This window comes from Marinomonas sp. CT5 (assembly GCF_018336975.1).
In the GTDB taxonomy this organism is placed as follows: Bacteria; Pseudomonadota; Gammaproteobacteria; order Pseudomonadales; family Marinomonadaceae; genus Marinomonas.
Genome location: NZ_CP025572.1, coordinates 3,417,046 through 3,429,074 on the forward strand (window position 1 = coordinate 3,417,046; position 12,029 = coordinate 3,429,074).

The following is a 12,029-nucleotide window of genomic DNA, read 5'->3' on the forward strand; positions in this document are numbered from 1 at the left end:
ATCAAAAAGAATTACAACGCAATAAAATAAAGCCGTCGATGACAGATGGCTATGACTGCTACCAAAATGCGTTAGCAGAAAGGGTGAATGGCATATTGAAGCAAGAATTTTTGATTGGAAGATGCAGAACTTTTAAAGAATTAGAAAGGCATATTAGTGAGTCTATTGATATCTATAATAGGTATCGACCTCACTTAAGTCTTAATATGAAAACACCAGAAGAAGTGCATGAAAAAGCCAGTATGGAATCCATACTGGCTTAACAAAAAATCGTCAACTTATTTTAGGACGACACATTTTATAGACGATAGCTTATATAGAAGCTTAGCTCTTAAGAGCCAAAAAAGCCCCTGCACTTGCCATAATACCGCCCGCTGTTCTATTTAACCTTTTCATCGAACGTTCCGACTTCATAAAGCGTCTCGCCTGAGAAGCCCCAACCGAAATCAGTGTCAGGCCTAATAGCAAAGCCACAAAAGTTAGAAACGATGCCAAGACAATATCAGACGCACTTAAGATGGTTAAATCCATAAACGTCGGCAAGAACGCCACGTAAAAAAGTATTACTTTAGGGTTAGACGCAGAAATCATGAAGCCTTGAATAAAACTCGCAACTTCACTATTCACTTCTTGCAAATCATTTGCTGATGCCGTCGAAACAGGTGATACCCACATCTTCCATCCCAAATAAATAAGGTACGCGGCACCAACATAACGAATGACAAGAAACACTTCTTCCCAAGCGGAAGCAATGGTCGCCAAACCATAACACGCCATCACCAAATAGATGATATCGCTCATCACCATACCAACACAAAGTGAGAAGCTTGCTCGCGCCCCTTTTGAAATACTTCTCGCTAAAATGGCAAAAATCCCAGGTCCTGGAGTAATACCAAAAATAAAAATAGCGAGAAAAAAAGTAATGCCACTCTCTAATGTCATGTCCAGTTCTCCATAAATTTTAACAATTACCCAGCAACACCACAGCCAGCTAAAACCATTTTAGTAATAAATTGTTTAGCCTCTTCATAATCACTTTCTTCCAGCTCATCTTTCTGCAGCATGATTTTCACTTGAGCGTCAAAGTCCGCATACGTCTGAGTCATCGCCCAAATACTAATAAACAAGTGTTCGGTTGATACTGGTTCCATTAATCCCTTATCGACCCATACCTGTATAGTCGCTTTTTCTCGACTGAGCTCAGTCACAAACAGATTTCTTAGGTAATCTAGAACAAACTTTTCTTCTCCAATTAACGCCATCGCAAAAATCTTTGACGCATTCTTATTGGTACGCGACTGATCTATTTTTTCGCTAATGTAACGCGTTAAATTATGCTTTGGTCCTTCCTCAACATTAAACTCACTGACAGAATCTAACCAAAGACGAAGAATGCGCTCTAAAACAGCCTCTAAAAGATCTTTTTTAGAACGATAATAATAATGGACATTCGCTTTAGGTAAACCTGCTTCATCCGCAATCATTTGAGTGGTGGTTTTAGCCAAACCTTGGCGAGCAAAAACTCGTTCTGATGTTTCTAAAATAAGGGTTTGATTTTGAGCACGGATATGCGCTTTCAACTGATCTTTTGGTCGTTTAACTTCGGTCAAGGATTGGCCTCGCTGTTCAAAATATTGCTAAAGGGGGAATATTTTCTATATCGGCTTACCATCCTGTGCGATAAGCAAGAAGAATAACATTCTTTACAATAGGCTCGAAGCTTTAAGAAAAAATTGCATAAAAAAAGGGAGCCGAAGCTCCCCATTTCCCCTCGTAGCAGAGACCTTAGACTATAGGCATTCGTCATAAGGCTAACTACTACACCACGTTGGCACTGTGATTGAGACGCTGTAGAAATACCACGTACATCAATGTTCTTGATCAGCCCTACTAACTTACAATTAGTAAAGCTATATGAATGATTAAAGAGATTATAGACAGCTGATTGAGCAGTGCAATAGGTTAGAGCAAAAAACTTGACCGATCGATCAATTTTTTTAGTTTTTAGTCATTTTTAAGGGCAGAAGACTTAGAAATACGGTTTCTTCCTTTCTTTTTCGACTGATACAAAGCTTCATCGGAACATTTTAAAACCCATTCAGCAGGTTCACCAGATAACGCAAAAGCAACACCAATACTCACGGTAACATTCACTTCAACTGTTTGATTTTTTTTAGCGTCAAAAACTTCAATATAATTACTTTCGATATTTGCCCTTACTAATTCTAAGGCATCATCAACTTCATCAAGGTGTTTTCCGCGAAATACAATGGTAAATTCCTCACCACCATAACGAAAAGCACGACCAGGATTGGCAAACAACTTTAATTGAGCCGCAACACTTTTTAGTACTTTATCCCCCATATCATGACCGTAGGAATCATTAAATTTTTTAAAATGATCTACATCCACCATTGCGATAGCGTAATGTTTAGGTAGTTCCAACAACAGCTCATTCAACGCCCGCCGCCCAGGTAGCTTAGTCATATCATCCAAATACGCCATACGATGACTTTCCATCAATAAAAACCAAACCCAAAGCACAAACTGAGCAGAAAGCAAGGCATCAAACTGAATATCAGATGAAACAAAACGACTGATTACCAACAAACTGACGATACTAATGAACCCACTGGCCCGAAAGGAGTCACCACTGAACCACCAACCCACAACAGTTACAGACATGCTAAAAAACAAAACACTCCACAAGAGAACCTTAGACCAACTAACACTTGTAGAAAAAAAAGCATGATCCAAAAAGGCTAAAGATACCCATCCCAGCTCAATGGCGTAACACCAACAAATCAGCATAAATACAAATAGAATTCGATTGACTACAAACCGATTAAAAAAACCTCTTTCTTTAACAACACCAAGTAAAGCAATACAGAAACAAGAAACTACCAAGTAGGCTAACGATGCAGATTGATCTGAATCCCCGTAAAGCTTTGGAATAAGCAAAAGTAAAATGAGAATCAACACTCGGCCTTTGTTGAAATGCCAAGCAAGTAAAATTGCAACACCCGCTAAAATGAAAGGCAGAAAAGGCAGTAAACTGAACCACAAAGGTGGTAACAAGCCGACATACAAACTAGCATAAACACTGGCTAGCAAAATGATGCATGGAACAAACAATGAACCTAAACGGTCAAGCATAAAAAAATAAAACCCATCGAATGATTCGATTAAATACGATCAATATATTGCCCCGAAAATGGTTCTATTTCATTAATAATAATGTGAAAACTAACTGATAAGGAAAAAACAATGGGATTACTTGTAGATGGCGAGTGGGTCGATCAATGGTACGACACAGAATCGAATAAGGGCAAATTTGTACGTAGCGAATCTGAGTTCAGAAACTGGATTTATCCAGAAAAGGAATGCCAACCCGATAACCCAAGTCATTTCCCCGCACAAGTTGGGCGCTATCACCTGTATGTCTCTCTTGCTTGCCCCTGGGCACACCGAGCACTTATTTTTATTAAACTGAAACAGCTTGAAGATATAATTAGTATCAGTTGTGTCCACCCGGACATGCTTGAAAATGGTTGGGAGTTTAAACAAGACGACCACTTCAAAGATCCAAATATAGAACTTGGAGACCCCCTACATCATTTTGATTTTGCTTATCAGCTCTATAAAAAAGCCAAACCAAATTATAGCGGGAGAGTGACGGTTCCAATTCTTTGGGACAAAGAACGTGACACTATCGTCTCAAACGAATCATCAGAAATTATCCGTATCTTCAATCGCGCTTTTAATGACATCACTAATAACCATCTGGATTTTTATCCTGACCACAAAGCTCAAGAAATCGATGCAATCAACGAGCGCATTTACCACACGGTCAATAATGGTGTATACAAATGTGGTTTTGCCACTACCCAAGAAGCATACGAAAGTGAATTGACACCACTGTTTGATACATTAGATTTTCTAGAAGAAAAATTATCAAGCAGTGAATATTTAGTCGGTGACGAACAAACTGAAGCCGATTGGCGTCTATTCACCACATTGATTCGTTTTGACGCGGTCTATTACGGCCACTTTAAATGCAACCTAAAGCGTATTTTAGATTACCCAAAGCTCAATGCTTACTTAAAAAGGCTATACGATATTCCTAATGTAGCAAGTACCATAAATTTACAACATATCAAACGCCACTATTACTATAGCCACAAAACAATTAACCCGACGCAAGTCGTTCCAGTTGGGCCGGCTAAATTATTTCCTTAAAGATCAATCAACTAAAAAATGAAATTAAGGCAAATTAAAGAAGCATTGGCTAAAGTCTATTAAAGTGACGTATTTTTAAGGATAATGAACTCACTTTTTTATTCGTTACTGCTTTAACGGAATCTACAACTTGCTAGATTCCGTTAAAAAATACAAATATATGAGACTTGTGGTTCTTTATGGAAAAAAAAATACTCTGGATCTTATCTTTTGCCCTAATATTAATTTTGTGGATAAAAGCTGGACCTTTTAAAAGTGAAATAGATGACACATCTCAAGATGAGACAGCCGAATCAAGCTCACTTCAAGAAGACTCGGGAGAAGCCACATCGGATGAAATTAGCTACTTTAAATCTCACCCCATTCAATCTGAAGTCCCCGATTTTGCAGCAATAACAGACATTAAAGAACGCAAAAAAACTTTTTTTAACTACCTCACTCCATTTGTAAACGAAAAAAACAATCTTATTTTAAAAGATCGAGAGCGCCTCAACGCTCTATTAAATAGCAACAAAAAAATGTCCGCAAAAAATAAAAAATGGATCTCAACACTTCGACAAAATCATAAACTTAAAAAGCAAGATGCGTATTCTAAAGACGACATAAAAGCCCTGCTTAATCGCTTAGATATTATTCCGGTATCGTTAGTTTTAGCTCAAGCAGCTAACGAATCGGCATGGGGAACTTCCCGTTTCGCCACAGAAGGAAATAACTATTTTGGCCAGTGGTGCTTCCGTAAAGGCTGTGGATTAGTGCCTGAATCACGAAGTGATGATGCCGATCATGAAGTTAGAAAGTTCCATGATGCTCGTGAATCTGTATTTGCTTACATAGACAATTTAAACACCAATGCTGCCTATAAAAAGCTCAGAAAAACACGTTTAGAGCTAAGGCAGAATAATGAGGCCATAACAGGTCTTGCCCTTGTTCACGGCTTAGAGCACTATTCTCAACGAGGTCAAGCCTATGTAGAAGAAATTGAAGGCCTAATAAATTACAACAAACTTTGGCGTTTCAACCGAAACCAAGCCAAAGCTGCGCCCTAGGAAGAATATTAGCTTCATTGAAGCTGAATGTTATAAAATGCAATTTAATGACATGAAATTGCATTTTCTGGGGTGGCTAAGCGCTCACCCCTTCATTACAATACCTGATATTTCACCCACTCTTAAAACGAGGAAATTCAATTGGCCCGTTTACCTGTTATTGTTGGCTTTGGCGGAATCAATTCGGCTGGTCGTACCTCTTCACATCAAGCATATAGACGAATTGTCTTTGACCTTCTTCCAAATTCAATCCAACAGGATGTCCTACTCGACCTTGCTACCATTACAAATATGGCAGAGTACAAAAATGGTCTGTGGTACACAGATAGTGGAGAAGCGTTAGACCCTTCAACACTCATTGACAGCATTGGCGAATCATTACTGGCACGTACTCTGATACGTCGCATTCACCCAAGCCTATTTGATGTTGACCATGTTGTTTTACATAAGTCGACGACCTTGCACGCTACGGACACAGAAGAGAAACTTTGCTTCACGATCAAAACCCGTTCTCTTCCTAATGACCGCCCTACAAACTGGCAAGTTACAGAACTTTCCCCCACTCTCAGTAAAGTCGTTGTTGATGGTAATCTAGAGACGTTCATAAAAGACACTAAGCCACTTTCTGTTAAAGCAGCAGGACAATTACCAACTGGCTTTGATCCATCTAAACTTTATCAGAGCCGTAACCATCCTCGTGGACTACAAATGACTGTCTACGGTGCATCGGATGCTATTCAAAGTAGTGGTATTGACTGGGAAATAATCCGCAATAAAGTTGCACCAGATCAAATGGCAGTATATGCCGCTAACTCAATAGGGCAAATGGACGATTTAGGCTTTGGTGGCATGCTCAAATCCGCCTTAATGGGCAAAAGAACCACATCCAAACACTTACCTCTCGGCTATGCACAAATGCCAGCAGATTTCGTCAACGCCTATCTTTTAGGAAGTGTTGGTAATGTAGGTACATCCATTGGCGCCTGCGCCACTTATTTCTTCAATTTGGAAAAAGCCATTGATGGCATTAAATCTGGAAAGTTCCGAGTGGCTATGGTTGGTGGCAGCGATGCACCAATTACTCCCGAAATTATAGAAGGCTTTAGAACCATGGGAGCCCTTGCAGAGGACACCGCTTTGCTGGCTCTCGATCAGATAACCAACCAAGAAGAGCCCGACCATACTCGCAGCTGCCGCCCATTTGCTCATAACTGTGGTTTTACTATTGGCGAATCTAGCCAATGGACACTACTAATGGATGATGAGCTTGCCATTGAACTTGGAGCAGAAATATTCGGTGCTATTCCAGCGGTTTTTTCTCATGCTGATGGTCATAAGAAATCTATCTCAGCACCAGGTATTGGTAATTATTTAACCATGAGCAAAGCCATGGCTTACCTACAAAACATAATAGGCAATGATGGTTTAACACAACGCACTTTCATTCAGGCTCATGGCACCAGTACACCTCAGAACCGTATTACGGAGTCTCATGTACTTAGTCAAGCCGCCACCAGTTTCGGAGCGACAGCGATACCAGTTGTCGCCATGAAAGCCTTTCTAGGACACTCTCAAGGTACCGCCGGTGGAGACCAATTACATTTATCATTAGGTGTATGGAAAGACGGCATTCTTCCAGGTATCACAACATCAAATGCTATTGCCGATGATGTTTACCAAGACGGCCTAAAATTTCAGCTTAAGCATGAAGCTTACGGGAAAGACTATTTTGATGCAGCATTGCTCAACTCAAAAGGTTTCGGCGGCAATAATGCAACCGCTGTTTTGCTATCCCCTACGCAAACAATGAAAATGCTTAACAAACGCTATACTGCAGAGCAAATGAGCGATTACAAAGCGAAAAACACTGATGTTGCAGCTGCTGCGGAAGAGTATAATCAATCCGCAATTCGAGGAGAAACTCTTCCTGTCTACAAATTTGGCTTCAATGTACTTGGTGGCGAAGAGCTAAACATTACTGACAAAGAAATACGCCTACCAGGTTACGACATGCCAGTAAGTCTTGACATTGAAAATGAATTTAGCGATTTAAAATAATTCAAAAGAAAATCTAGCAGACCTAAAATCAAAATTTTATGTCTGCTAGATTCTTCTCTAAAAAGTCCAACAATAAACGTGTTTTTCTAGACATTAACTTTCGTTGTGGATAGATAGCATAAAAGCAGATTTCGTAACCTTTATACTTAGGTAACAGATTCACTAACTCGCCGGACTTGATGTATTTAGCCACTAGAAAATCTGGCTGATAAATGATCCCCAAACCAGCTAAAGCGAAGCGTGTTAAAGCCCCACCGTTATTAGCAATAAAAGCCCCAGAAGTAGTAACAGTTTGAGAGACACCTTCTTCATCTGTTAATGACCAGCGATTTGCGATTAACGCATTACTGTATAACAAACAGGAGTGGTCAACTAAATTCTCTATGCAATCAAGCTCTCCATGCTTTGCAATATAATCCGGCGACGCACAAACCACGCCTCTTGAATAACACAAGGGCCGTGCCACGAACTGATCGCCACCTAAATCCCCACCTCTAATCGCAATATCAACACCAGACTCAGTCATGTCCACCCGTTTATCACTAAAGTCTATATCTAAAACTATTTGCGGATACTGTCGGTTAAATCGATCTAATAAAGGAATAAGATACGATAAGCCAAAATCCATAGGTACACTTATTTTTAATAGCCCCTTTGGTTTTTGTGTCAACTCACCAATTTCAGATTCGGCTTCTTCGATCGCATCAAGTATTGCTATACAGTGCTGGTAATATTTACGACCGACATGAGTAATACTGATATTCCGAGTGTTTCTATGCAAAAGCTTCGAGCCCAATTCTTCTTCAAGAAAATTAATGTAACGCGTCACCATAGGACGAGAAATATCAAGTGAGTCGCTGGCCAACTTGAAACTTTCCGCTTCATATACACGGCAGAACACTTTCATTGCTTGCAGCTTATCCATTCAATCCCCCTTATCAGCAAAAGTTCACTCATTATCATTTCTTTTTAGTAAATATTGAATTGTTTTTTAGATGGATTATTTATTTAAAAAAACAAATTACACTCTCCCTATCTTTAAATCTAATAGAGGAAAGTAATATGAAACTGCTCACTATTGGTGCACTCGCACTTACATCAAGTATCACTATGGCTGCAGACTACCAGATTGATCCTGCCCACTCTGCAGTTGTATTCAAAGTAGGACATTTGGGTGTTAGCACAACCGTTGGACGCTTTAATAATTTTGAAGGTGACTTTACTTTCGATAAAGACCAAGCATCAGATAGCGCATCATTGACTATACAAGCCGATAGCATTGATACCAATCACGATGCACGTGACAAACATTTGCGTAGTCCTGACTTTTTAGATGTAAAACAATTCCCAACACTAACTTTCAAAAGCACTAAATTTGAAGGAGATAAACTCACAGGTAACTTAACGATTCATGGCGTAACCAAGCCTGTTAGTTTTGATGTTAAGAAAATTGGTGAAGGTAAAGATCCTTGGGGTGGCTACCGCGCAGGGTTTGAAGCAACAACGACCATTCAACGCAGCGATTTTGGCGTAACTTACTTTATTCCTGGCGTAACCGATGCGACAGAAATTGAAGTTTATGTTGAAGGCATACGCCAATAATCAATCAAGGAAAGCGATCATGTACGAAGAAGCCAGCAATTCAACTATTTTAATGCTATTAAATACGGCAGTTTACCCTTTTATCGCCGCACTAATAGTCAGCTTTATTGCTGGCAAGTTAACACGTGCATCATCCTATCTTGGTTACCTTGGTGGCTTTATTGTCGGACTTGGCCTGATTCATTCAGGCCTAAGTTTCCCTCCAAAGCAGGCCATTGATAATTACACTGTAAGCGCATTGATCGGTATTATCTCGATTCTACTCTTAACTTTAGTAAAACAATCACTTCCAAAAAATGCGCTAAAGATTGTGTTATTTGGTTTTTCTTTTTACTTTTTACTTAACCCAGTATTAAGACACTCTGGAGCTATTATCAGCCTAAGCTGGGCTATTGTGAGCGCCCTTATTGTAATGCTCTATTTATTTCTTTCTGAGCAAAGTCTTATACAAAAAATGGACTCTAATAAACAAAGAAGTCTTTCGCCGCATTTATTAATTATAGGCCTAATGGTTGTAGCTGGTAGTGCGGCTCCGGTTATATCAATTGGTGGCAGCTTGTTGATTGGGCAGTTACTAGGCGCTTTTGGCGCAGCGACATTTGGTTATCTGATAATTGGCTATATCACGAATAAAACAGTGAATTACGCTACTATTCCAGCAATTCTAATACTCGGAGGACTGATTACCCAAAGTCATGTGCTTGCAGATATACCATTAAAAGTAATGCTTATGATTACTGCGAGCATCTTCTTGACACCTATTGCCATTCTCTTAAAGGGCAAGACAAGTAATAAACAAAGTATTGTTATTATTCTAAGCCAAATTGTCGTAAGCGCCTTGGTAAGTGGATTAAGCCTATGGTTAGTTTGGCCAGAAAGTAGCCTCTACTAAAACTAATCTTTGAAAATAGACCGAGAAGATCGCCATAACGGCAAGATACACGCCGCTATGGCGCAGTTTATAGCACCGTAAGACAGCAAATAAAAAGAATCCGTTTCACTAATATTTAAATGCATGATAAGAAAAATATAATTTGGCAATACAATAAAAAACCAAATCTGAACAATCAGAAAAAAACGCCCAAAACCAGAAAGCCCTTTAACCTTAGCCAATAACCAAGCCATAAAATACAAAGAAACAAAAGTTGATAGCACAAATAATAACGACATTCCGACAGAAGGTCGCGTGGACACACCAACCAAAGCAGACCGCCCCATCAACAACTCTGGAGCGGAAGAGTACCAAATCACTCCAACGATCATCTGAAGGATAAAGACTAGCAACACCGCTTTGTGGTTTATTTTGTACACATCAACTCCTTAAGTTCAGCTTGCCCTTAAACAACTATTAACCTGCTTGATACAGCTCTTTCACCAAGTTTCTCAACTTTGATCGCCATGGGCGCTGCTTAATCCCAAAATGATTAAAAACCTTTCGACAAGACAAAGATTGTCTTTTCATCATTGAGACCTCTTCTATTTCAGGAAAAGAATCTCCAATTGCTTCAACTTCGACCTGCGCTTTCGAATCAAATTGGCTAGATGTTGCTAAAATTGCTTCAACCAATCGAATCCAACTAATTTCTTCTGCACAACAATAGTGATAAATGCCTTTATTCTGAGAGCCATAATAGCCCTGATTGACCATAGACAAAACCACACGAACTAAGTCAGAGACAGGAGTTGGGCTGCCGATCAAGTCATCTTTATATGCAAGGTTAACACCATCTTGAATCAGCCCAAGCGTTCGACAAACGAAATCATCACCTTTACCACTAAATAGCCAACCTGTTCGTAACACAATATTATTAGGGTTACTTAGCACAATAGACTCAGCCTCAATTAAGGCTAAAGCATATGGCTCCTCCCCATCCGGCTTATCACTTTCTGTATAAGGCGCATCTTTGTTCCCAGAAAAAACTCTAGCACTACTAATCATAATCAGTGGCGTTGTTTTTTGTTCACTAAAATAGCGTAGAACTGATAAGTATTTGCTGTAATCACTTTGTAAGGCATAACGTAAACTCAATGCATCAATTATTACATCAAACTTCATTGCCTCTAATTCTGCTCGGCGCTCTAAATCCAACAAAAGTGATTCATCTGGACATAACCATTCAAATTCATTCTTTTGTTCAGACAAATTTAATAAAGACGAACCAACTTCTGTATTACTTCCCAAAAGAAGAATACGAATAGGAGCATTAATATCTTGTATATTATTCAAAGCAAGTCCTCGTTCCACCTAGGAAAAACCCTCAGTAGGTTATCACATGTCTGTTGTGCAATCTGCTCCACACTTTCTTCTCTTATTGACGCAACGCATTGTGCAATAAGAGGAATTGAAAGCGGAGTATTATCATCACCCTGAAAACCACAAAGAGGCATATCAGGGGAGTCAGTTTCAAGAACAAAAGAACCATGATCTAGCGCAGCCAGAACACGGTGTGCTTTTTTAGCCCTCGGATACGTAATCGTCCCGCCAATACCAAGAACAAAACCTAAATCAATAAAACGCTTGGCTTGCTCAAAGCTACCATTAAATGCATGAACAACGCCTCCGTAAGAAAAACCAATCTCACGCAAATATTTCAGTACCAAATCATAGCTTTTTCTAGCATGTAAAATAACAGGTAACTTCAATGACTTAGCAACGTCTAGCTGACGAGAAAAGAAGTCTATTTGAGTTTTCATATCCACAGCATTAGGCCAATCATCCAAACCGATTTCGCCCACAGCCACTACACGCTGAGCATCGCATTGCTCACCAAGCACATCAATTTGCTCGAAAGAAGCTTCAGATAAAAAATAAGGATGCAAACCATAGGCGGCACGCCATGAAGGGTAACGCCCCACTAATTTTGCTAATTTAGACCAACTAACAAAAGTTGTTGCTGGTACTAAAAAACCACCCACTTTATTTTCCATACACCGTAAGATCAACGAATCTCGCTGCTCATCGAACACGTCAAAATCTAGATGACAATGGCTATCAATATACATATACAAAAGATTACATTATTTGAGAGGTAAAGTACTAACTTATCAAATCACAGAGACAAAAAAGCCGCGCAAAAATGCGCG

General features: G+C 39.5%; 13 protein-coding genes. 6 read left to right on the forward strand and 7 right to left on the reverse strand.

Features of this window, described 5'->3' with window-relative positions:
• Positions 1–263 (forward strand): integrase core domain-containing protein (locus tag C0J08_RS16420; protein ID WP_212652994.1); only part of this gene is annotated, 263 nt, incomplete at its 5' end.
• 61 nt (positions 264–324) lie between these two features.
• Here C0J08_RS16420 and C0J08_RS16425 read toward each other — a convergent pair.
• From C0J08_RS16425 to C0J08_RS16435, 3 genes are all read right to left on the reverse strand, one after another.
• Positions 325–942 (reverse strand): LysE family translocator, encoded by a 618-nt coding sequence (locus C0J08_RS16425; protein WP_212652995.1) that lies wholly within the window; start codon positions 940–942, stop codon positions 325–327.
• A 26-nt stretch (positions 943–968) separates the two neighbouring features.
• The gene (locus C0J08_RS16430; protein WP_212652996.1) at positions 969–1,610 is read right to left on the reverse strand and encodes a TetR/AcrR family transcriptional regulator; all 642 of its coding nucleotides are present in this window, start codon (positions 1,608–1,610) and stop codon (positions 969–971) included.
• A gap of 394 nt (positions 1,611–2,004) precedes the next feature.
• Complete coding sequence (locus tag C0J08_RS16435) at positions 2,005–3,156, reverse strand: GGDEF domain-containing protein (RefSeq protein ID WP_212652997.1); 1,152 nt, start codon at positions 3,154–3,156, stop codon at positions 2,005–2,007.
• A 111-nt stretch (positions 3,157–3,267) separates the two neighbouring features.
• Between C0J08_RS16435 and C0J08_RS16440 the strand changes: the two genes are divergently transcribed.
• The 3 genes from C0J08_RS16440 to C0J08_RS16450 all read left to right on the forward strand — a co-directional run bounded on the left by C0J08_RS16440 (position 3,268) and on the right by C0J08_RS16450 (position 7,343).
• Complete coding sequence (locus C0J08_RS16440; RefSeq protein WP_212652998.1) at positions 3,268–4,239, forward strand: glutathione S-transferase family protein; 972 nt, start codon at positions 3,268–3,270, stop codon at positions 4,237–4,239.
• Positions 4,240–4,418: 179 nt separating this feature from the next.
• Positions 4,419–5,285 (forward strand): glucosaminidase domain-containing protein, encoded by an 867-nt coding sequence (locus tag C0J08_RS16445; protein WP_212652999.1) that lies wholly within the window; start codon positions 4,419–4,421, stop codon positions 5,283–5,285.
• A gap of 141 nt (positions 5,286–5,426) precedes the next feature.
• Complete coding sequence (locus C0J08_RS16450; RefSeq protein ID WP_212653000.1) at positions 5,427–7,343, forward strand: beta-ketoacyl synthase; 1,917 nt, start codon at positions 5,427–5,429, stop codon at positions 7,341–7,343.
• A gap of 28 nt (positions 7,344–7,371) precedes the next feature.
• Here the strand turns inward: C0J08_RS16450 and C0J08_RS16455 are convergent, their stop codons facing one another.
• On the reverse strand, positions 7,372–8,268 hold the full coding sequence (locus C0J08_RS16455; protein ID WP_212653001.1) for a LysR family transcriptional regulator: 897 nt from the start codon (positions 8,266–8,268) through the stop codon (positions 7,372–7,374).
• A gap of 137 nt (positions 8,269–8,405) precedes the next feature.
• On the opposite strand from C0J08_RS16455, the gene C0J08_RS16460 reads away from it, so the two are divergent.
• Both C0J08_RS16460 and C0J08_RS16465 read left to right on the forward strand, forming a co-directional pair.
• Positions 8,406–8,945 carry a YceI family protein gene (locus C0J08_RS16460; RefSeq protein WP_212653002.1) on the forward strand — a complete coding sequence of 180 codons (540 nt, stop codon included), beginning with the start codon at positions 8,406–8,408 and terminating at the stop codon, positions 8,943–8,945.
• A gap of 19 nt (positions 8,946–8,964) precedes the next feature.
• A complete protein-coding gene (locus C0J08_RS16465; RefSeq protein ID WP_212653003.1) occupies positions 8,965–9,837 on the forward strand; it encodes a hypothetical protein in 873 nt (290 codons plus the stop codon).
• Between the two features lie 2 nt (positions 9,838–9,839).
• Here C0J08_RS16465 and C0J08_RS16470 read toward each other — a convergent pair whose 3' ends face one another.
• The 3 genes from C0J08_RS16470 to C0J08_RS16480 are packed head-to-tail and all read right to left on the reverse strand — an operon-like array spanning position 9,840 to position 11,948.
• Positions 9,840–10,256 carry a hypothetical protein gene (locus C0J08_RS16470; RefSeq protein ID WP_212653004.1) on the reverse strand — a complete coding sequence of 139 codons (417 nt, stop codon included), beginning with the start codon at positions 10,254–10,256 and terminating at the stop codon, positions 9,840–9,842.
• 37 nt (positions 10,257–10,293) lie between these two features.
• Positions 10,294–11,172 (reverse strand): SDR family oxidoreductase, encoded by an 879-nt coding sequence (locus C0J08_RS16475; RefSeq protein WP_212653005.1) that lies wholly within the window; start codon positions 11,170–11,172, stop codon positions 10,294–10,296.
• Positions 11,169–11,948: a TatD family hydrolase gene (locus C0J08_RS16480; RefSeq protein WP_212653006.1), complete on the reverse strand. Its 780-nt coding sequence runs from the start codon at positions 11,946–11,948 to the stop codon at positions 11,169–11,171. The genes C0J08_RS16475 and C0J08_RS16480 overlap by 4 nt, the downstream gene beginning before the upstream one ends.
• Between the last annotated feature and the right edge of the window lie 81 nt (positions 11,949–12,029).

What these genes read in the sequence shown, in the direction of transcription:
- C0J08_RS16425 (WP_212652995.1), bottom strand. Translation starts at nt 942, where the DNA reads ATGACATTAGAGAGTGGCATTACTTTTTTTCTCGCTATTTTTATTTTT.
- C0J08_RS16435 (WP_212652997.1), bottom strand. Translation starts at nt 3,156, where the DNA reads ATGCTTGACCGTTTAGGTTCATTGTTTGTTCCATGCATCATTTTGCTA.
- C0J08_RS16440 (WP_212652998.1), top strand. Translation starts at nt 3,268, where the DNA reads ATGGGATTACTTGTAGATGGCGAGTGGGTCGATCAATGGTACGACACA.
- C0J08_RS16445 (WP_212652999.1), top strand. Translation starts at nt 4,419, where the DNA reads ATGGAAAAAAAAATACTCTGGATCTTATCTTTTGCCCTAATATTAATT.
- C0J08_RS16455 (WP_212653001.1), bottom strand. Translation starts at nt 8,268, where the DNA reads ATGGATAAGCTGCAAGCAATGAAAGTGTTCTGCCGTGTATATGAAGCG.
- C0J08_RS16460 (WP_212653002.1), top strand. Translation starts at nt 8,406, where the DNA reads ATGAAACTGCTCACTATTGGTGCACTCGCACTTACATCAAGTATCACT.
- C0J08_RS16465 (WP_212653003.1), top strand. Translation starts at nt 8,965, where the DNA reads ATGTACGAAGAAGCCAGCAATTCAACTATTTTAATGCTATTAAATACG.
- C0J08_RS16480 (WP_212653006.1), bottom strand. Translation starts at nt 11,948, where the DNA reads ATGTATATTGATAGCCATTGTCATCTAGATTTTGACGTGTTCGATGAG.